The organism is Sorangium sp. So ce119, assembly GCF_051524405.1.
Classification (GTDB): Bacteria; Myxococcota_A; Polyangia; order Polyangiales; family Polyangiaceae; genus Sorangium; species Sorangium cellulosum_G.
Map to the genome: position 1 here is coordinate 8,655,074 of NZ_CP150310.1, position 20,578 is coordinate 8,675,651.

The window sequence follows — 20,578 nt, forward strand, 5'->3', positions numbered from 1 at the left end:
GTATCCCATGCCACAGTTGACACTGCCTCTACGCACGCGCATCGGAATGACTTGGAGGAGGGGCATGCACCACAGGCTGAAAATGAAGGCGATCCCTGTTCTTATTCCTCTCGGCCTCACGGTGTGGGCGTGCAACTACGACCTGGGTGAGTGCTATCTTCGGGGGACGGAAGGCACAGGGGCCGGAGAACCCTACCCACCGGGGTCAGCAGCTACGGGGGACCGGTTCGGAAACGGTGACGACGTGGGGAGCGGCGCCACGGAGGAGATGGCTGGTTGCACGCCAGACAAGACATGCACAGACATGTACGTCGACTGCGAGGACAAAGGCTATCCATGCACGCGCGTCATCGACGGCGGCAAATCTCTTTACGCGATCTGTCGGCGCGATTGTCAGCTCAAGAAGCGTTACACGTACGACGAGTGCCACCGGTGTGGGTTTGAATGAACACGACGATCCCGCAGACCATTTGGGACGCAACGCATGTTGCCTTCGACACACCGACAACAGAGCGCCTGGCACGACTCGGCGCGGGCAATGCGGTGCGTGCGTCCGACTGCCTCATTATCGGACCGAGTCGGCTGGATACCATGGAGCATGCCCGGACGCGCGAGACATGGTGGTCTTCGTCCGAAGAGTGGGACCGGCTCTATTCATCGGATATCCGCTGGGATCTGCCCGTTGTCCTGTGGGTATCATCGAGTCTCCACGAGCGAGTCAACCTCTGGAGGGCCTGTAGCTGGTTGCGTCGCCTGGGGATCGCGCGCCACGATGTCTTTATCGTCGACTTTGATCCAGTGCACCGCTCAAGGATCCCCGAGGAACCGCTGCCTCCGTTCGACTGCTCCGCATCGGTGTCGGATCATCCCGACGAGGTTCTTCTGGAGCGCCTCGACAAGGCGCGCCCCTGGCCACGTGAACGCTACGATCGTGCCGTCCGCCTCTGGGAGAGGTACGTCGATACGAATCCGTTGCCTTTCGTCGAAAGGTGCACACGTTGCGTCAGAGGGTTTCCAGAGCTCGCCCCATTGTGGGCGCTGCTCTCTTCCTTCTTTCCAAGAAGGGGCACAAGAGGAGCCCTACGCCTCAGTCGATTCGACGAGATTGTACTGACTCTCCTGTCGACGGAGTGGCAGACTCCGTTGGCCGTGTGCAGCCACAAGTCGCAACTGGTCGCCGAGTTGTGGGAGCTCCTCTACTGCACGGGCGATCTGTTCCTACCACGCCGGCTGGAGCAATGGGCAGATCACGATTCGAGCGCGGTCGTGGAGCGCGCGACGGGACCGAAACCGGCTGATGGCTACCCGATGCTATCGCTGGTCTATCGGCTCACCGATCGTGGCATGAAGCTCCGAGAAGGACTCGATCGGCTCGCGGATGCACCAAGCCTGCCGATTGCCGGGACCGAGGCGTATTCGACGTCGTCTCCATGGGTGGTACTCGATGATGGACGGCTGGCTCGGTTGTGACGGCCAGTCTGCACCGTCCGCTGACAACGGAACACCCTCGGGTCGAGTGTTTGTCGACCATTGGGTCGGCAAACAGAGTCCTCGCCCAGAAATCCGCTGCGCCGCGACGATCTCGCTTGACCGTGGCACGACGATACCGCGCTCGCCGGCGTGCTCAGCGATCGCCGCGGCTCGTGGCCACCGTCGCGGCTCCGCGGGCGCGGCGAGGCCCTCCGGACCGCCCCGTGACCGCCCCATCGCTTTTCGTTTGCCTCCCGCGCGCCCGGGCAACATGGACGGCGGCGCATGCGAACCGAGCAGCTCGCCGCGGACGCGGCATCCATCGCACGGGCTGCCGAGATCCTCCGGCGCGGAGGGCTCGTCGCCTTCCCGACCGAGACGGTGTACGGGCTCGGCGCGCGCGCGGACGACGGGCGCGCGGCGCGCGGCATCTTCGAGGCGAAGGGTCGGCCGCCCGGCAACCCGCTCATCGTCCACGTGCCCGACGTCGCCGCCGCCCGCGCGCTCGCGGCGAGCTGGCCCGACGACGCGGAGCGGCTCGCGCAGGCGATGTGGCCAGGGCCCCTCACGCTGATCGTCGCGCGCCGCCCCGACCGCGTCGCCGACGAGGTGGCCGCCGGCGGGCCCACGGTCGCGATCCGCGTGCCCGCGCACCCGGTCGCGCGCGCGCTGCTCGAGGCGGCCAGGCTGCCCATCGCCGCGCCGAGCGCCAACCGCTCCACCGCGATCTCGCCGACCACCGCCGACCACGTCGACAAGAGCCTCGGCGGGCGCATCGACGCGATCGTCGACGGCGGGCCCACCGCGGTCGGCATCGAGTCGACGATCGTCGACGTCACGCGCTCGCCCGCGCGGCTGCTCCGCCCGGGGCACGTGGCCGCCGAGGCGATCGCCGCCCTCGTGTCGCTCCAGACGAGCGCCGGCGTGATCACCGCCCCGGGCGAGCGCGCGCCGTCCCCGGGGACGCACGCGCGCCACTACGCCCCGCGCGCGCGCGTCGCGCTCGTCCCCGCGTCGGCCGTCCGCGGCGAGGTCGAGCGCGCCGCGCAGGCCGGGTCGCGCGCCGGCGCCGTCGAGCACGGCAGCCGCACCGCGCCCGGGCCGCACGCCGAGGTTCTCCCCGTGGATCCCTCCGGCTACGCGGCGGCGCTCTACGCCGCCCTGCACCGCCTCGAGGACGCCGGTTGCGACGTGATCGTCATCGCCGCCGTCCCCGAGGACCCGGCCTGGGACGCGGTGCGCGACCGGCTGACGCGCGCGTCCGCGCCCGCCTGATCGGGCGCCGCAAGGGCGCAGGCGGCGCCGCAAGGGCGCAGGCGGCGCCGCAAGGGCGCCGCAGAAGGCGCCCCGTTCAGGCCGAGGTATGTTTTCATCCCCCGGGCGGGCGGTTTGTGGCAAACCAGGGTCGCCCGCCCGCCGGGTGAGCCTCCTTCCGCCTCGTCCAGTTCGTCCGCCCCGTCGATCCCATGCCGGCACCCTCCCGCGCCGCAGTCCAGAGCCTCGCCGCCGCCCTCGGCCTCGCCGCCACGCTCGTCGCTGCCCCGCCGGGCGCCGACGCGAGCCTGCTCGACGAGCCGCCGAGGCGCGCGACCTTCAACCTGGACGAGACGGTCGCGCCCGAGCTGCCGCTCCTCCGCGCCTTCCGCAACGCCGCCGTCGAGCGCCCCGGTCCGCTCCGGCTCTACATGACCAGCGCCTACGGCAAATGGCAGCAGCAGCCGTGGTGGCAGCTCGCCTGGGGCGGCGCGCGGCCGGACGCCGGGGACATGCTGGGCGAGCGCGGGCTCGCCGCCGCCGTCTCCGGGACCTCGGTCTTCGCGAACGTGTACGCCCCCTTCTCGCCGTTCTCACCGTTCGAGCCCCCCGCCCCGCTCCACCTCGATCCGGCCACCCCGGCGTGGCTCCGCCAGCTCGATCCGATCGTCAGCCCGCCGCTGCTCGCGACCACGGGGCCGAGCCTCTCGTCGAACGGCTTCGACCTGATCTGGGACCTGCCGAAGAAGCAGCCGCCCGACTGGCGCTGCCGCCGCGGGCCGGTCCAGTTCGCCCGGTACGGCGGCCAGCACGACGCCTTCGAGCTGGTGCGCTGCGACGGCTCCGTCGCGCCCGGCGCGCTCGATCGCCTGTCGATCATGGCTCGCCCGCCCGACGCGCCGGACCCGGGCGAGGCGCTCCCCGACGAGCCGGACGCCGACACCTGGCAGCGGGCGCTCGAGTGGGTGCCCCAGGTCCGCATCGTCCACCCGCGCCTGCTCTGGCTCCTCCAGCAGGTCGCCGACGCCTTCCCGCGCCGCGGGATCCACATCTTCAGCGGGTACCGGCCGCGCCCGGTCGGCGACGGTCCGGCGGCGCGCGGCAAGGGCTCGGGCGGCCATCACAGCCAGCACGCCGAGGGGCGCGCCATGGACATCCTCGTCACCGGGGTGCCGAACGCGGCGCTGTTCCAGTTCTGTCGCACGCTCGCCGACGTCGGCTGCGGGTTCTACCCGAACAGCAAGTTCGTTCACGTCGACGTGCGCCGGCCCGGCGCCGGGAAGGTCTTCTGGATCGACATCTCCAGGCCCGGCGAGCCGTCGGAATACGTCGACTCCTGGCCCGGCGTCGTCGAGAGCAGAGCGCCCTCCGGCGCGCCCGACCAGCGCTGACGTCGCCTGCCCGCAGGCGCCCTCGCACCTCCTCCGAGCTCGCCACGGGCACGCTGCGACCGCGCCCCCTTCGGGGACAGAGCGCGCCGCACCGCGCCCTTCGGGGACAGAGCGCGCCCGCACCGCGCCCCTCTCGACGGCAGGGCGCGCGCGGCACGGCGGGGCGCGCTGCCGTTCCGGATGGAGGGCGCTCCAGGGCGCCGCGAGCTTGCAGTTCTGGGATCGGTGTTAAGCTTTGGCTTCCCCCTGGGCGCGCGGCGCAAGACGAGGGCGGAGCTCGGCGAGCCGAGCGCTGCTCGCGCACCTCCGGCGGCCATGGCCGCCCCGCGGTCGCCCCGGAGAAAAAGGTGCGAAATGGGCGAGATGCGGACAGGGATGGTTGAAAAGATCGCGGCGATGCAGGACTTCGCGCTCTACCGCGATCTCGCGTGGGAGGGCACGTTCGAAGAGTACCTCCAGGTCGTTCGCCAGAACCCGCAGGTGACGCGCAACGCGTTCCAGCGGGCGTATGACATGATCATCCGCTACGGCATCGAGGAGTACACGGACAACAAGAAGAAGCTCATCCGGTACAACTTCTTCAAGGACGAGATGCACGGCGGCGCCGACGCCGTGTACGGACTCGACATCCCGCTGATGCGCCTGGTCCATGTGCTCCGGGCGGCCTCGGAGGGGTTCGGCCCGGAGAAGCGCGTCATCCTGCTGCACGGCCCGGTCGGCTCGTCGAAGTCGACGATCGCCCGGCTCCTCAAGAAGGGCATCGAGCACTACTCGACCACGCCCGACGGCGCGCTCTACACGTTCGACTGGGTGAACCTCGACGACGTCGGCATGGCCGGGACGGAGAGCGCCCGCTTCAAGTGCCCGATGCACGAGGAGCCGCTGCGCCTCATCCCGCCGTCCTGGCGCGACCGCGCGTTCCGCGAGCTCGGCCTGTCGAGCCCGCAGTTCCAGGTCCGCACCGAGGGCGACCTCGACCCGGCGTGCCGCTTCATCTTCAACCGCCTCATGGACAAGTACGGCGGCGACTGGTCGAAGGTGATGCAGCACGTGCGCGTGCGCCGCCTCGTGCTCAGCGAGAAGGACCGCATCGGCATCGGCACCTTCCAGCCGAAGGACGAGAAGAACCAGGACTCGACCGAGCTCACCGGCGACATCAACTACCGCAAGATCGCCGAGTACGGCTCGGACTCGGACCCGCGCGCCTTCAACTTCGACGGCGAGTTCAACATCGCGAACCGCGGCATCGTCGAGTTCATCGAGGTCCTGAAGCTCGACGTCGCCTTCCTCTACGACCTGCTCGGCGCGTCGCAGGAGCACAAGATCAAGCCGAAGAAGTTCGCCCAGACGGACGTCGACGAGGTGATCATCGGCCACACGAACGAGGCCGAGTACAAGAAGCTCCTGAACAACGAGTTCATGGAGGCGCTCCGCGACCGCACGATCAAGATCGACATCCCGTACATCACGAAGGTGTCGGAGGAGATCCGGATCTACGAGAAGGACTTCAACAAGGAGAAGATCCGCGGCAAGCACATCGCCCCGCACACGCTCGAGGTCGCCGCGATGTGGGCCGCGCTCACCCGGCTCGAGGACCCGAAGAAGCACAACCTCTCGCTCGTCCAGAAGATGAAGCTCTACGACGGCAAGGTCCTGCCCGGCTACACGCAGGACACCGTGAAGGAGCTCCGCAAGGAGGCGTCGCGCGAGGGCATGGAGGGCATCAGCCCCCGCTACGTGCAGGACAAGATCTCGAACGCGCTCGTCAACGACCTCGGCGAGGGGACGATCAACCCCTTCATGGTCATGAGCGAGCTCGAGAAGGGCCTCCGCCACCACTCGCTCATCACGAACGAGGAGCAGCGCAAGCGGTTCACCGAGTGCATCGGCATGGTGAAGCGCGAGTACGAGGACATCGTCAAGAACGAGGTGCAGCGGGCGATCAGCGCCGACGAGGACGCGATCCAGAAGCTCGCCGCGAACTACATCGACTCCATCAAGGCCTACACCTTGAAGGAGAAGGTGAAGGACCGCTTCACCCGCGAGGACATCGAGCCGGACGAGCGGCTCATGCGCTCGATCGAGGAGAAGATCGACATCCCCGAGAACCGCAAGGACGACTTCCGCCGCGAGATCATGAACTACATCGGCGCGCTCGCGGTCGACGGCAAGAAGTTCGAGTGGCACACGAACGACCGGCTCCGCCGCGCCCTCGAGCTGAAGCTGTTCGAGGACCAGAAGGACGCGATCAAGCTCCAGACCCTCGTGTCGAGCGTCATCGACAAGGAGACGCAGGAGAAGATCGACATCATCAAGACCCGGATGATCAAGTACTTCGGGTACAACGAGGTCTCGGCGCGCGACGTGCTCGACTACGTCGCCAGCATCTACGCGCGCGGCGACACGAAGTAGTCAGGGCGGGGGCGCGCGCGCGGCGCCGCGCCCGTCGCCAGGGCGCGGCGCCTCGCGTGCCGCGCCCGCCGCTCACCCCCGCGTCAGCCTTCCCGCCTGAGCCGCGCGATCTCGCGCTCCAGCGAGGCCACCGTCCGCTTGAGGTCGCGGACCTCCTCGGCGGTCGCCAGGCCCATCGCCTTGGCGAACGTCTCCTTCTGCTCCGCCGTGAACGAGGAGACCCGGCCCGGCACGCTCATCGCCGTCATGAACAGCCGCATGAAGCGCTCGTCCTGCATCAGCTTCGCCACGTTCGGGTTCGCGGCGAGCTTCATCCCCTCGGATACCAGTTTGTCCTTCAACGCCATGCGCGCAGCCTAGCCGACTTCGGCGCGGCCGCGTCAGCCCACCTCGACCAGCACCGCGGTGATGTTGTCCCGCCCCCCGCGGCGATTCGCGAGCTCGATGAAGAGGTCGACCGCCGTGTCGCCGCCCTTCGAGGCGATGCTCGCGACCTCCTCCTCGGCGTGCAGGTACCCGTGCAGCCCGTCGGAGCAGAGCAGGTATCGATCGCCCTCCTCCACCGCGACGATCGAGGTGTCGACCTCGACATAGTCCCTGTTGCCGACCGCGCGCGTGATCACGTTGCGGTGGGGCGAGCTCTTCGCCTCGTCCGGCGAGATGAGCCCATTCTTGATCTGCCAGGCGATGAGCGTGTGATCCTCGGTCATCTGCACCGCGGTCCCGTTGCGGACCTGGTAGATGCGGCTGTCGCCCACCTGGCCAGTCACGAGCGCGCCGCCGACGACGAGCGCCGCGCTGATGGTCGTGCCCATGCCGCTCTTGTCGCGATCGAGCTCGGCGATGGCGAAGACCATGTACGTCGCCGCCTGGATCGCGCCCTCGAGGATGCGCAGCACCGCGCGCGCCTTGGGCTGCGTCAGCGGCTCGTCGGGGTCGCCGATGGCGGGCAGGCCCCGCTTCACCATGCCGTAGATCGTCTCGACGGCCTCTGCGCTCGCGACCTCGCCGGCGGCGTGCCCGCCCATCCCGTCCGCGACGATGTAGAGGCGGAGCTCGTCGTCCCGGAAGAAAGCATCCTCATTGGCGCGCCGGTGGCGCCCGACGTCGGTGCGGCCAAATGACTGGATCCTCATCGAGCTTGCCAGGTCCTTCGATCGCCGCCCGTGGGGAGAGCCCCGAGTCGTCGGCGCGACTGTCGCACGATAAACTCCTTCAGCGGGGCCTGTCGAGTGGGCGACGGCTCGGTTAGGATGGACAGGCCAGCCATGGCACGAAGCTTCTCCGCGACCTGTGGGCCGGATGGCCTTGTCCACCACCTGGCCGAGCTGCGCAGCGCCGTCCCGTCGGCCTCGGGCGGCGTGATCTTCGTCTCCGGCCAGCTCGCCCAGCGCGCCGCGGGCGTCGCCGAGCTCGTCCGGAGCACCTGGCGCGGCATCCCCGCCTGCGTCGTCCCGGCCGCGGGCGTGCTCAGCGAGCGCGGCGAGCTCGAGGGCGACACCGGGGCGAGCGGCGTGCTCTGGGCCGGCGGGCGGGTCACGCCGTTCGCGCTGCCCGAGCGCGCCGAGGACCCGGGCCACGCCCTGCGCGAGACGCTCGCCCGCACCATCGGCCACCGCGCCGCGACGGCCATCCTCTTCGCCCGCCCCGGGGCGCTCTCGCCCGGGATGCTCGAGGGGCTCGGCTCCTGCGCGCCGGGCGCGTGCCTGTTCGGCGCCGGGACGGCGTCCGGCGCCGCCCTCGGCGTGACGTCGCAGGGCGAGCTGATCGAGGGCGCCGTGACGGGCCTCGCGATCACGGGGTTCGCCCCGCCGATCGTCGACGCCTCGCCCGCCGCCAGGCTGCTCTCCGCCTTCCACCCCGTCGAGGAGGTGAGCGGCGGCGTCGTGCTGCGCGCCGGCGGGCGCTCGGCGCTCGACCTGCTCTCCGCCGCGACCGCGACGCTCGGCGAGCAGGCGGGCGCGCAGCCGCTCGTCCTCGCCGCGCTGGCCGATCCGCCGCGCGAGCCCAGCGCCGGATCCGCCGCGGCGCGCGGCGACGCCGCGGATCCGGCGGCGCTCGGTCCCGCACATTCCGCACATTCCGCACATTCCGCAGGTTCCGCACATGCCGCACCCCCCGTACGCTACGTGCTGCGGCCGATCCGCGGGATCGATCCGTCGCGGCGCGGGCTCCTGCTCGGCGACGACGCGCGGCCCGGCGCGCGCCTCGCCTTCGCCGTGCGCGACGCCGCCGCCGGCCGCGCCGGGCTCGACGGGATCGCGCGGCAGGTGTCCCGGAGCGCGCTCGGGTCGGCTCCCCGCTTCGCGCTCTACCTGACCTGCGCCGGGCGCGGCCAGGGGCTCTACGGCGCGCCTGACGTGGAGGCGCGCATCCTGCGCCAGCGCTTCGCCGACCTGCCGATCGCCGGCATGCACTCGAGCTTCGAGATCGCCCCGTCGGCGCCAGGCGAGATCAAGCTCGCCCTCTACACCGGCGTGCTCGCGCTCTTCCGGGCGCCGAGCTGACGTCGCGCGCCGCCGGGCGCGTCAGCGCTCGTGGTACACCGCGACCACCGCGGAGGCGCGCCGCTCCACCTCGGCCAGGATGGCCCTGAAGCGCGCGTCGCCGCGCAGGGGCTCGAGGACCGGGCAGCGATCGAGCCAGCTCAGGTCGAAGAGGCCGTCGGCCAGCGAGCGCTCGAGCGCTTCCAGCGCGAGCTCCGCGTTGCCGAGGAAGGCGGCGAACTCGGCCTGGAGCTGCCACATGAACGACGTGCGGCGCAGCGCCGGGACCGGCGGCGCGCCCGCGCCCGCCGGCGGCGTGGTCCGGAGGTCCGCGAACCGGCCTTCCAGGACCTCGGCGGCGATCTGCGCGAACGGCGCGGAGATGCCCGGGAACGCCTCGCTCACGCGCCCCTTCGCGAGCTCCTCGACCACCCTCGGGTCCCGCTGCCACAGCGCGCGGCGGATGTGGAGGACGGCGCGGCCCGAGCCGCTGCCCGTCGACGGGAGCACCTTGATCACGTCGTCGGCCTCCGCCCACCTGCCGAGGAGCGAGTACGCGCGCGCCAGCGCGTACGCCGCGAGCGCCACGTCCGGATCGCGCGCGAGCGCGGACCGCGCGCGCCGCACGCCGTGCTCGAAGGCGTCGCACTCGAGCAGGATGGTGCCGATGAGGCCCTCGGCCTCGGCGTGCCCGGAGCGCGTCGCGAGCGCGGCCTTGAGCTCCCGCATCGCGCCGACCACATCGAGGCGCTGGAACTTCACCGACGCCATCGCGAGCCGCGCGTCGGGGAGCCCGGGCGCCGCGGCGGCGGCCCGCGCCGCCGCCTGGATGGCGAGGTCGCCGCCCTGGTCCGTGAAGAACCAGAAGCGGGAGCGCGCGAGCGCGTAGGCCGACAGGATCAGCGGGTCGTCGGGCTCGCGGGCGAGCGCCTGCTCGAAGAGCGCGATCGCGCGCTCCTGGTGCTCCGGCCAGAACCTCCGGTACTCGTGGCGGCCGCGCAGGAACAGGTCGAGCGCGACCGGATCGCTCGGCGCCGCGCGGCTCGGGGCCGACCCGGCGAGGGTCAGCGCCTCCGCGACCGCCTCGGCCACCTCGTCGTTGATCCGCAGCACCTCGGCCTCGGGGCGGTCGAAGCGCTTCGCCCAGAGCTGGAACCCGTCGGTCACGCAGAGCAGCCGCGCGCTGATCCGCACCGTGCCGTCGCGCCGCCGCACCGAGCCGCCGACGACCACCTGCACCCCGAGCTCGCGCCCGATCTCGCGCGGATCGGGATCGCCCCCCTGCCACCGCGCCATCGCCACGCGCGGCCGCACGCGGAGGCCCGGGGTCATCGAGAGCGTGTCGATGAGATCGTCCGTCAGCTCCTCGGCCAGGTACGCGTCGGCGGGGGAGCCCTGGTTCGTGAACGGGAGGACCGCGACGCTCTTGCCGGCGTCGCCCGTCCCGGAGATCACCCCCGAGATCGGCAGCCGCTCGTTCGGCGGGGTGATCGCCGGGGGGACGATCGTGGCCGGGCGCGTGAGCGAGCCGAGCTCCTGCGCGACCATCTCGACCGACGCGTACCGGTCGTTCCGCTCGCGCGCCATGCAGCGGAGCACCACGCGCGCGAGCGCGTCGGGCAGGTCGGCGCGCCGGTGCCGCGGGTCGGGCGCGTCGGCGATGAGCCGCGCGGCGGCGACCGCGAGCGGCGCGTCGCCCTGCCACGCGCGCTCGCCGGTGAGCATCTCGTAGAGCATCGCGCCGAGCGCGTAGAGGTCGGCGCGCGCGTCGATGTCGGCCGCGCCCTGCACCTGCTCGGGCGCCATGTAGGCCGGCGTCCCCAGCACGGCGCCCAGCGTCTTGCCCGCCTCGCCGTCCCGCGCGAGCGCGCGCGCGATCCCGAAGTCGGTCAGGATCACGCGCCCGTCGCGCCCGAGCAGCACGTTGTCCGGCTTGAGATCGCGGTGGATGACGCCGGCCCGGTGCGCGGCCCCGAGGCCCGCGCAGACGCTCTCCACGATGTCGATGGCGCGGCTCACGCTGAGCCGCCGCTCGCGCGCGAGGAGCCCGGCGAGCGGCTCGCCGTCGACGAACTCCATCGTCAGGAACCGGTCGCCGTCGTGCTCGCCGATGTCGAAGACCCGCGCGACGTTCGGGTGCGTCACCTTGCGCGCGAGCCGCACCTCGCGCCGGAACCGCTCGATCACCTCGGGGGCGCCGCTGAGCTCGCGGCGCAGCACCTTGACCGCGACGACCTCCTCGAGCTCCAGGTCGCGCGCGCGGTACACGCTCCCCATGCCGCCGATGCCGACCAGCCCGAGGAGCTCGTACCGGCCGGCGAGGACCTGCCGCGGGCCGGTCGCCGCCGCGTCCCTGGGCTCGGACACCGCGCGGGTGCCGCTCGCCGAGAGCGAGAGATCTTGAAGCGTGTCGTCCTTGAAGCTCTGCGGCATAGGGGAATCCCGGGCGACCGTTGCCCCCCACTTCCCTGAAAGGCTAGCGCAGGATCGGCGGGGCGAGCACCCGTCGTCGCGGGAGGTCCAGCGCGGAGGTGCTAGTCTCCGCCGCCCATGGCAGAGGCGTCGAGCGCCATCGCGGTGGAGTCGCTCTCCAAGACGTACCAGGTCCACGAGCGCGCCGCCGGCTTCGCGGCCACGGTGCGCTCGGTCTTCCGGCGCCGCTACCGGGTCGTCCACGCGGTCGAGGACCTCTCGTTCTCGATCGCGCCCGGCGAGCGCGTCGGCTTCCTGGGCCCGAACGGCGCCGGCAAGACGACGACGCTGAAGGTGCTCGCCGGGCTCCTCCACCCGTCGGGCGGGCGGGTCCGGGTCGCGGGCTTCGTGCCGCAGCACCGCGAGGCCGACTTCCTGAAGCGGATCACCCTGGTGATGGGCCAGAAGCAGCAGCTCCTCTGGGACCTCCCGCCGGCCGAGACCTTCGCCCTGAACCGCGCCATCTACGGGATCGGCGACGCGGAGTTCCGGCAGACGATGGGTGAGCTGGAAGACCTGCTCGGGATCGCCGCGATCGCCACGAAGCCGACGCGGCAGCTCTCGCTCGGCGAGCGCATGAAGTGCGAGCTCGCGGCCGCGCTGCTGCACCGGCCGGAGGTCCTGTTCCTCGACGAGCCGACGATCGGGCTCGACGTCGCGATGCAGCTCAGCGTCCGCGAGTTCGTCCGCCGCTACAACGAGCAGCGGCGGGCCACGGTCGTGCTCACGTCCCATTACATGGACGACGTCGCGGCGCTCTGCCCGCGCGTCATCGTCATCGACAAGGGTAAGCTGCGCTACGACGGCGACCTCGCCTCGCTCGTGCGCAGCGTGCGCCCGCACAAGCGGATCGCGCTGCGCCTCGGGGGCGCGGTCGACCGGGCGATCCTCGAGCGGGTCGGCGCGGTCGTCCTGCTCGAGCCGGGCCGCGCGGTGCTGCAGGTGCGCCAGGAAGCGCTGCGCGAGGCCATGTCGTGGCTGCTCAGCCAGACCGACATCGCGGACCTCACCGTCGAGGACCCTCCCCTGGAGGAGGTGATGCGCGAGCTCTTCGCGGGCGAGCAGCCCGCGGGCGAGCCGGCGCGCGCCGCGGTGGAGCCGGCGCGCTCCGCGGCCGGGGGCGGGGGCGCGGCGTGAGCGCACTGTCCAGGGCGGCCCGCGCGTTCCCGACGCTGCTCCGCGTCGGGGTCGCGGCCGCGATCGCCTACCGGGCCGAGATGCTGATCTGGATGCTCACGACGACGATGCCGCTCGTGAGCCTCGCGCTCTGGTCGGCGGTGGCCGAGGCCGCGCCGGTCGGCCGCTTCGGGGCGAGCGACTTCACCGCGTACTTCCTGGCGATCCTCATCGTCCGCCAGATGACCGGGTCGTGGCTCGTCTGGGAGATGAACATGGAGATCAAGAGCGGCGCCCTCTCCCAGCGCCTGCTCAAGCCGATCCACCCGCTCATCGCCTACGCCGCCGACAACCTCGCCGCGCTCCCGCTGCGGGCGCTGCTCTGCTTGCCCATCGCGGTCATCGCGCTCCTCGTGACCTCGGGCGAGCGGTTCCACCCGACGGCCTTCGAGCTCGGGATCTGGGCGGCCTCGCTCGTCGGCGCCTGGGCGATCAACTTCTTCACGATGGCGCTGATCGGCTCGCTCGCCTTCGTGATCGAGAGCTCGACCGCGGTGTTCGACATCTACCTCGCGGCCTTCATGATCTTCGCCGGCTACCTCGTCCCGATCGAGCTGTTCCCCCCGTGGCTCGGCGACGTCGCGCGGGCCCTGCCGTTCCGGTACAGCCTCGCCTTCCCGGTCGAGCTGATCACGGGCCTGCTCGACCCGGGCCGCGCGCTCACCGAGCTCGGCGTGCAGTGGGCCTTCGCGGCCGGCACCGCCGCCGCGGCGCTCGTCGCGTGGCGCGCGGGGGTCCGGCGGTTCTCGGCGTTCGGCGGGTGAGCGGCGTGCGCTACCTCCGGCTGCTCGCGACGCAGCTCCGCGTGTCGATCGCGCTCGGGATGCAGTACCGGTGGGACTTCCTGCTCGGCGCCGTGATGACGGTGGTCTGGACGCTCGTCGGCCTCGTCCCGCTCCACATCGCGCTCGTCGGCCGACAGCCGGTCGAGGGCTGGACGTACGAGCGGGCGCTCGTCGTCGTCGGGTGGTTCACGCTGCTCAAGGGCGTCCTCGAGGGGGCCGTGAACCCGTCGCTCATCAGCGTGGTCGACCAGATCCGGAAAGGCACGCTCGACTTCACGCTGCTCAAGCCGGCTGACGCGCAGTTCCTCGTCTCCACGGCCCGCTTCGAGATCCGCAAGGTCGTGGACGGCTTCGCCGCGGCGGCGATCTTCGTCTACGCCTTCACGCGGATCGGCCGCGCCCCCGCGCCCGCCGACGTGACGCTCTCGCTCGGCCTGCTCGTGACGGCGACGCTGGTGCTCTACTCGATCTGCATCCTCGTGATCTCCGCCGCGTTCTGGGTCGTGCGCCTCGACAACCTGGCGTATCTGTTCAACTCCCTCTTCGATTTCGCGCGCTGGCCGGTCACGCTCTTCAAGGGCTTCTGGCGCGTCGCCTTCACCGTCGTCGTCCCGCTCGCGCTGATGACCACCTACCCGGCGGAGGCGCTGCTCGGGACCCTCGCCCCGCGCACGGCCGCCGCCGCGGCGCTGGGCGCGCTCGCGTTCGGCGCCGTGGCCCGCGCGGTGTGGAAACGGGCGATAGGACGGTATACGTCGGCGTCGAGCTGAGCGGCGCGGGGGCTTCCGACGAACGGCGCCGCGCGTTAGGCTCGCGATCTTGACCTCCGCCGCGAGGAGGGCGAGCGAGCATCTCAGAAGGAGACATGGTGAACAACGGAGGGCTCACGCTCGAGGAGCTAGGCCGGAGCATCGTCGATCTCGTCATGACGGAGGACCTGATCCGCCGCCGGGCGGCGGCCCTCCTCCCCGTCGCGCGCCGCGAGGAGCGGGAGCTCAAGGTCCTCGGGAAGGTGTCGCGCCTCTCGCTCGATGTGCAGCCCGGCGAGGCGGCGGTGACGCGCGGCACGAGCGGCGCGTTCGACGTCGCGATCCCGCACGCGCTGACGGTCCGGGTCGAGACGGCGGGCGAGGCCGAGGCCGCGGTGCACCAGCTCGGCGCGACGGTCACGCTGCGCATCACGCCGAGGCCGTGCGCGCCGCTCGGGATCTTCCTCGACGTCGCGGAGCCGGCCGCGGAGTCGATCCTGTTCGCCGAGCCGCCGGCGGGGTCGAGCGACTTCCTGCGCGGCCGCATCGAGGAGGAGGTCCGGAGGGAGCTCCTCCGCCTGGTGCGCGCCCGGCTCGCCGACAGCGACGCCGAGCGCACCGTCGATCTGGAGGGGCCGCTCGCGCGCGCGCTCGGGGTCGCGGGCGCCGGCGACGCCGAGCGCGCGCGCGACGCGCCCCCGCCGAGCCGCCTCCGGGGGGCCGGCGTCCAGGCCGGCGGCGCCGCGGCCCAGCCGGGCGCGCTGGCCAGCGAGCTCGACGCGCAGCTCCGGACCCTGGGGGACGCCATGCCGCTCCAGGTGTGGACCGCGCGTCCGGACGGCAAGCTGGACTTCGTGAACCGGGCCGTCGTCGACTACTTCGACCGCACGGAGGCGCAGATCCTCGGCGAGGGGTGGCTCGCGATGCTGCACCCGGACGACGTCGAGAAGACGATCGCGGTGTGGACCCGGAGCCTGGAGACGGGGGAGCCGTACTACACGGAGTTCCGCCTGTGGCGCGCGAGCGACCAGACCTACCGGGAGCACGTGGTCAGGGCGCTGCCGCAGCGCGACCGGGCGGGGAACATCGTCCGGTGGCTCGGCGGCACCACCGACGTGGCCGACGCGCGCAAGGCCGAGGCCGCGCTGCGGCGGAGCGAGGCGCGGTACCGGCTCTTCGCGGAGGCGTCGAACGAGGGGATCTGGTTCTGGAACATCCGCGAGGACACGGTCGAGTGGAGCGACCGCCTGCTCGAGCTGGTGGGCGTCCGGCGCGAGGCGTGGGGCGGGACGTTCATGACCTTCTTCGAGCGCGTGCACCCCGACGACCGGAGCGCCCTCCAGGCCGCGCTCAAGGCGCACCTGGAGGAGCGGCGGCCCTTCAGGGTCGAGTACCGGCTACGGCACGAGGACGGGGCGTACCGCGACGTGTTCACCCGCGGCATGGCCGACTGGGACGACAAGGGGGTGCCGTTCCAGATGGCCGGCGGCGCGACCGACATCACCGAGCGCAAGCGGCACGAGGCCGTGCTGCAGGAGCGGCTCGAGATCATCGAGCAGCAGCAGGAGGCGATCCGGGCGCTGTCGACGCCGATCATCGAGGTCTGGAAGGGGGTCCTGACCATGCCGGTGCTGGGCGTGCTCGACGAGCAGCGCTCCCAGCAGATGATGGAGGTGCTGCTCGAGGCCGTCGCGCGGACCCGCTGCCGTCACGCGATCATCGATCTGACCGGGGTGAGCGCCGTGGACGCGGCCACGGCCGATCACGTGCTGCGGCTGATCGACGCGGTCGCGATGCTCGGCGCGCAGGGCGTCGTGGTCGGCATCCGGCCCGAAGTGGCGCAGACGGTGGTGTCGCTGGGGCTCGATCTGTCGAACATCAAGACGCTCTCGAACCTGCGGGAGGGGCTCCGCTTCGCCATGCAGTCGAGCGGGATGTCCGTCCGGCGGCGGCGCAGGCGGCGGGCGCGCCGCGAGGACGCGGACGAGGCGCCGGCGCCGCCCTCGGAGCGCGAGGGCTGAGGGGCGGCGCGCGCTACGCCCGCAGCAGCGTCACCGCTCTTCCCGAAGGCGTCTTCGCCTCTTCGAAGCGGGTGCGCGTCTCGATGTCCCCGGCCTCCGACCGCCGGTCGAAGATCACCAGCACCCCGGCGTCGAGCCCCGCCTTCTCGAGATACCTGTCGAGCTGCGCGAGGGCCTTGTTCATCGGATCTTTCGCCCTGTCGCGCCAGACCTTCAGCTCCAGGGCCTCGCGCTGCCACGCGCGCGCGCCGCTCGCGTCGCGGTAGGGCCAGCGCACCAGCAGATCGATCCGGCCGCGGCCAATGCCGTACTCGCGATCGATGAAACCGCCGCCGTTGACCACGCGCTGCAGGAACGCCATGAGCACGAGCTGCGGCGCCACCTCGTGGTAGGGCAGGCCGGCGGCAAGGACGTCGCCGTGCTCGCGCCAGAAGTCGGCGAACTCGCGCAGGACGCGGCCGAAATCGAGGCGGCCGTCGGGGAGGACGAAGCTCCGCGGCTCCGCCACGATCTCGGCCTCCACCGAGCCGGCGAGCACGCGCGCGATCACCTCGTGGTAGATGGGGTTGGCGATCCGGAGGGGGTTGTCCCGCGCGAGCAGGCCGAGGTCTCGGCAGTAGCGCAGGTCGTCGTCATACGCTTCGTCCCTGGCCGTCAGGGTGCCAGCGAGGACGGGCTCGATGAAGCGCTTCACCCGCGCCTCCGCGAGCTTCGCCACCAGGGAATCCAGGTGCGTGGCGCGCGCCAGGATCAGCCGCTCCTTGGCTTCCTCGACGTGCGCCGCCGTGATGGTCTGCTCGAGCGGCACGGCCATCTTCTCGACGATCTCGCGCGCCAGCGCGTTCACCAGCCATGGCTGCCCCTGCGTCGCCTCGAACGCACGCGCGATCGCCTCCTCGGCGAAGACCTGCCTCGTGTCCGCCGTGTGCTGTCCGTAAAGCTCCCGCACCTCGTCGAGGCGGAAGTCGTCGAGCCGGAGCGACTCGACCTTGATGTTGAACGGGCTCGCCGTGCCGAGCCGTGACGGATCACCGCCGCTCGCGGCCTTGTAGTCGCGCACGTCACGCAGGCCGGAGAGGATCACCGAGGCGGGGAACTCCCTGGGACGACCCGGGAAGCCCGCGCGGAGCTGCCGGAGCACGGTCACGAGGCTGCTGTCCCGGAGCGCGTCGATCTCGTCGAGCATCAGCACGAGCGGCAGGGGGCAGGCCTGCGCCCAGGCCTTCAGCGCGGTGCGCAGGCGATCGCCGGGGGGCGCATCGGGGAACGGCGGCGGCCGCTGCTCCGGAGCGAGCCTCGACTCGGCCTCGCTGCGCATGTTCGACAGCACGATCCTCTCGGCCGCTTCGTAGTCATCGCCGGCCGCCTGGCCGGCCTCGCACGAGAGGAGGACCGCCGCGTGCTTGCCAGAGGCCGTGAGGCTGAGCGCGAGCGCCCGCAGCGCGGTGGTCTTCCCCGTCTGCCGCGGGGCGTGCACCACGAAATAGCCGAGCTGCTCCACGAGCCCGGGTGCCTCCGGCAGGCGGCGGGCCGGCGGGATCATGTAGTGCATCCCCTCGATGCAGGGCCCGGCCGTGTTGAAGCGGCGTTTCATCCCGCGACCTTGGCGCCAACGCAGCGGCCGGCGCAAGCCGGAGCGGGCCGCGCCCCGGGGCTCAGCTCAGCCACGTCTCGGACCGGAGCCGCTCGACAAGGAAATCGACGAAGGCGCGCACCCTCGCCGCCGCGCGCGGGCCCTCGGGGTGGACGACGTGGACGGGGACCGGCGGCGGCTCGAACGCCGGGAGCACGATCCGGAGGCGCCCGGCGCGCAGCTCCGGGCCGACCTGGTAGGAGAGCACCCGCGCGAGCCCCCGCCCGGCCACGGCCGCCGCGATGGCGACGTCGGCGGTGTTGACGAGGAGCTGCGACGGCGGGAGGACCTTCTGGACCCGCGCGCCCGACGAGAACGACCACTCCGCGGGCCAGGCCGCCTGCGAGAAGCCGATCGTGTCGAGCTGCGTCAGGTCGGCCGGGGTCTCGGGCGCGCCGCGCGCGGCGAGGTAGTCCGGCGACGCGCAGACAACGAGCCGGACCGAGCCGACGCGGATCGCGGTCAGCGACGAGTCCGGCAGGTGGGCGATCCGGACCGCGACGTCGAGCCCCTCGTCGAGCATGTCGACGACGCGGTCGACGAGCAGCGTCCGCGCCGACACGCGCGGATGGCGCGCCAGGAAGTCGAAGACGACCGGCGCGACGAACATCCGCCCGAACATCACGGGCGCCGTCACCCCGATCTGCCCCCGCAGCTCGGCGTGGGACCCGGCCGCCGACGCCTCGGCCTCCTCGATCTCGCCGAGGATCCGCTTGCAGTCCGTGAGGAACCGGGCGCCCGCCTCGGTCAGGCGGACGATGCGCGTCGTGCGGTGCAGGAGCCGCGTGCCGATGCGCTCCTCGAGCGCGGCGATGGCGCGCGTCACCGCCGGAGGCGACATCGACAGGCGCCGCGCCGCGGGCGCGAAGCCCTCCTCCTCGGCGACGGCGATGAACACGCGCAGGGTGTCCAGGCGATCCATCCGATTATTTCATTTCCTGGAATGGTTCATTGTCAAGGATGGGCATTCCCGTCAGCCACAGCAACGGTCATGGTTCGGTGGGCGCGCGAGGGAAGCACGCGCTGTCTGCGCCGCCTCGCCCTGACCATCCCGTCGAAAGGACACGTCGATGACCACCCCTGCCAGCCCGATCCGCCTTTACCGACACCCGCTCTCGGGGCACTCGCACCGCGTGGAGCTGTTCCTGTCGCTCCTGCGGCTCCCGTTCGAGCTCATCGACGTCGACCTCAGGAACGGCGCCCAGAGGACGCCCGAGTTCCTCGGCAAGAACCCGTTCGGTCAGGTGCCGGTGATCGAGGACGGCGACGTGACGCTGGCCGACAGCAACGCGATCCTCGTCTATCTGGCCCTGCGCTACGACCCGTCGGGGCGCTGGCTTCCGCGCGATCCCGTGGCGGCGGCGCACGTGCAGCGGTGGCTGTCGGTCGCCGCGGGGCGGCTCTTCGCGGGGCCCGGGACGGCGCGCCTCGCGAACGTGTTCGGCCTCAAGCTCGATCGCGAGCAGGCGAAGGGGATCGCGGTCCAGCTCCTCGCCGTGCTCGACCAGCACCTGGGGACGCAGCGTTTCCTGGTCGGCGATGCGCCGACGATCGCGGACGTCGCGATCTACACCTACACGGCGCACGCGCCGGAGGGCGGCGTGTCGCTCGACCCCCATGGCCACGTGCGCGCGTGGCTCGCGCGCGTGGAGGATCTGCCCGGCTTCGTGCCCATGCAGCGGACGCCGGTCCCGGCGGGGGCCTGAGGGTGACCCCCCTGCCCGGCTGGCCCGGTGACGGCTCGCCCTACCACCCGGGGGAGATGGCCATGCAGACACGGGCCGGCGCGCGGGAGCGGGCCGAGAAGGCCGGGCGCCGGATCATCCGGGACTTCATGCCCGACCAGCACCGCGAGCTGTTCGAGAAGCTGCCGTTCCTGCTCGTCGGGGGCCTCGACGCGCAGCGCCGGCCGTGGGCCTCGCTCCTCGCGGGGCAGCCGGGGTTCATCGCGTCCCCGGATCCGCGGACGCTCGCGGTGAGCGCGCGCCCCGGGGCCGGCGACCCGCTGGGCGCGCACCTCGTGGCCGGCGCGCCCGTCGGGCTGCTCGGCATCCAGCTCGAGACCCGCCGACGAAACCGGATGAACGGCACGATCGTCGAGGCCGGCGACGGCGGGTTCGTCGTCGAGGTCGGGCAGAGCTTCGGCAATTGCGCGCAGTACATCCAGGCGCGAGAGCCTGTGTTCGTGAGGGCGCCGGCGACGGCCGCCGCGCCGCGCCCGGCGCAGGCGGAGGGGCCGGTCCTGTCCGCCGGCGCGGCGGCGCTGATCCGCCGCGCGGACACGTTCTTCATCGCGACCGCCGCGCCGGCCGCGCGCGGCGGCGACGCGATCGAGGGGGCCGACGTCTCCCACCGGGGCGGCAGGCCCGGCTTCGTGCGCGTCGCCGAGGAGGACGGCCATACCGCCCTGACCTCCCCGGATTTCACCGGCAACTTCGCGTTCAACACGCTCGGCAACCTGGCGCTGAACCCGCGCGCCGGGCTGCTCTTCGTCGACTTCGCCTCCGGCGGGCTGCTGTCGCTCACCGGAGAGGCCGAGGTCGTCTGGGACGGCCCGGAGGTCTCGGCCTTCCCCGGCGCCCAGCGGCTGCTGCGGTTCCGCGTGGCCGAGGGGGTCTGGAGGGAGGATGCGGTGCCGCTGCGCTGGTCGGCGCCGGTGGCGGCGCCGCAGCTCGCGGCGACCGGGACCTGGGAGGACGTGGAGCGCGCGACGGCGGCCTGAGCTGCGG

16 protein-coding genes and 1 pseudogene are annotated in these 20,578 nt (G+C 72.1%); 12 read left to right on the plus strand and 5 right to left on the minus strand.

The annotated features are described in order from the left end of the window. Window positions 1–64: 64 nt before the first annotated feature. From WME76_RS32710 to WME76_RS32730, 5 genes are all read left to right on the plus strand, one after another. Window positions 65–448, plus strand: coding sequence for a hypothetical protein (locus WME76_RS32710; RefSeq protein ID WP_437956163.1), 384 nt, complete (start codon window positions 65–67; stop codon window positions 446–448). Further along, entirely contained in the window at window positions 445–1,470 is a 1,026-nt protein-coding gene (locus WME76_RS32715; protein ID WP_437956164.1) for a hypothetical protein, read from the plus strand. Before WME76_RS32710 ends, WME76_RS32715 begins: the two co-directional genes overlap by 4 nt. Before the next feature lie 285 nt (window positions 1,471–1,755). Next, window positions 1,756–2,745, plus strand: a complete 990-nt coding sequence (locus tag WME76_RS32720) for an L-threonylcarbamoyladenylate synthase (protein ID WP_437956165.1) — start codon at window positions 1,756–1,758, stop codon at window positions 2,743–2,745. 191 nt (window positions 2,746–2,936) lie between these two features. After that, window positions 2,937–4,115 (plus strand): YcbK family protein, encoded by a 1,179-nt coding sequence (locus tag WME76_RS32725; protein WP_437956166.1) that lies wholly within the window; start codon window positions 2,937–2,939, stop codon window positions 4,113–4,115. Window positions 4,116–4,469: 354 nt separating this feature from the next. Then, window positions 4,470–6,527: a PrkA family serine protein kinase gene (locus WME76_RS32730; RefSeq protein ID WP_437956167.1), complete on the plus strand. Its 2,058-nt coding sequence runs from the start codon at window positions 4,470–4,472 to the stop codon at window positions 6,525–6,527. Window positions 6,528–6,610: 83 nt separating this feature from the next. On the opposite strand, the gene WME76_RS32735 is transcribed toward WME76_RS32730, so the two are convergent. Both WME76_RS32735 and WME76_RS32740 read right to left on the minus strand, forming a co-directional pair. Next, window positions 6,611–6,874, minus strand: a complete 264-nt coding sequence (locus WME76_RS32735; RefSeq protein WP_061607276.1) for a hypothetical protein — start codon at window positions 6,872–6,874, stop codon at window positions 6,611–6,613. 33 nt (window positions 6,875–6,907) lie between these two features. Continuing rightward, window positions 6,908–7,663 (minus strand): PP2C family protein-serine/threonine phosphatase, encoded by a 756-nt coding sequence (locus WME76_RS32740; protein WP_437956168.1) that lies wholly within the window; start codon window positions 7,661–7,663, stop codon window positions 6,908–6,910. A 132-nt stretch (window positions 7,664–7,795) separates the two neighbouring features. Here WME76_RS32740 and WME76_RS32745 point away from each other — a divergent pair, with 132 nt between their 5' ends. Further along, window positions 7,796–9,034, plus strand: a complete 1,239-nt coding sequence (locus WME76_RS32745) for an FIST C-terminal domain-containing protein (RefSeq protein ID WP_437956169.1) — start codon at window positions 7,796–7,798, stop codon at window positions 9,032–9,034. A 21-nt stretch (window positions 9,035–9,055) separates the two neighbouring features. Here the strand turns inward: WME76_RS32745 and WME76_RS32750 are convergent, their stop codons facing one another. Continuing rightward, a complete protein-coding gene (locus WME76_RS32750; protein WP_437956170.1) occupies window positions 9,056–11,446 on the minus strand; it encodes a protein kinase domain-containing protein in 2,391 nt (796 codons plus the stop codon). Window positions 11,447–11,704: 258 nt separating this feature from the next. Here WME76_RS32750 and WME76_RS32755 point away from each other — a divergent pair. From WME76_RS32755 to WME76_RS32770, 4 genes and pseudogenes are all read left to right on the plus strand, one after another. Further along, a pseudogene (locus tag WME76_RS32755) lies at window positions 11,705–12,622 on the plus strand (ABC transporter ATP-binding protein); the annotation flags it as partial. Then, on the plus strand, window positions 12,619–13,425 hold the full coding sequence (locus WME76_RS32760; protein WP_437956171.1) for an ABC transporter permease: 807 nt from the start codon (window positions 12,619–12,621) through the stop codon (window positions 13,423–13,425). The pseudogene WME76_RS32755 and the gene WME76_RS32760, both read left to right, overlap by 4 nt. Before the next feature lie 5 nt (window positions 13,426–13,430). Further along, complete coding sequence (locus tag WME76_RS32765) at window positions 13,431–14,216, plus strand: ABC transporter permease (protein ID WP_437962179.1); 786 nt, start codon at window positions 13,431–13,433, stop codon at window positions 14,214–14,216. 95 nt (window positions 14,217–14,311) lie between these two features. Continuing rightward, window positions 14,312–16,216, plus strand: a complete 1,905-nt coding sequence (locus WME76_RS32770) for a PAS domain-containing protein (RefSeq protein WP_437956172.1) — start codon at window positions 14,312–14,314, stop codon at window positions 16,214–16,216. A 13-nt stretch (window positions 16,217–16,229) separates the two neighbouring features. Here WME76_RS32770 and WME76_RS32775 read toward each other — a convergent pair whose 3' ends face one another. Both WME76_RS32775 and WME76_RS32780 read right to left on the minus strand, forming a co-directional pair. Further along, window positions 16,230–17,810 carry an AAA family ATPase gene (locus tag WME76_RS32775; protein ID WP_437956173.1) on the minus strand — a complete coding sequence of 527 codons (1,581 nt, stop codon included), beginning with the start codon at window positions 17,808–17,810 and terminating at the stop codon, window positions 16,230–16,232. A gap of 61 nt (window positions 17,811–17,871) precedes the next feature. Beyond that, window positions 17,872–18,771, minus strand: a complete 900-nt coding sequence (locus WME76_RS32780) for a LysR family transcriptional regulator (RefSeq protein WP_437956174.1) — start codon at window positions 18,769–18,771, stop codon at window positions 17,872–17,874. A 148-nt stretch (window positions 18,772–18,919) separates the two neighbouring features. Between WME76_RS32780 and WME76_RS32785 the strand changes: the two genes are divergently transcribed. Then, window positions 18,920–19,555: a glutathione S-transferase family protein gene (locus tag WME76_RS32785; RefSeq protein WP_437956175.1), complete on the plus strand. Its 636-nt coding sequence runs from the start codon at window positions 18,920–18,922 to the stop codon at window positions 19,553–19,555. 62 nt (window positions 19,556–19,617) lie between these two features. Next, entirely contained in the window at window positions 19,618–20,571 is a 954-nt protein-coding gene (locus tag WME76_RS32790) for a flavin-nucleotide-binding protein (RefSeq protein WP_437962180.1), read from the plus strand. Window positions 20,572–20,578 lie beyond the last annotated feature (7 nt).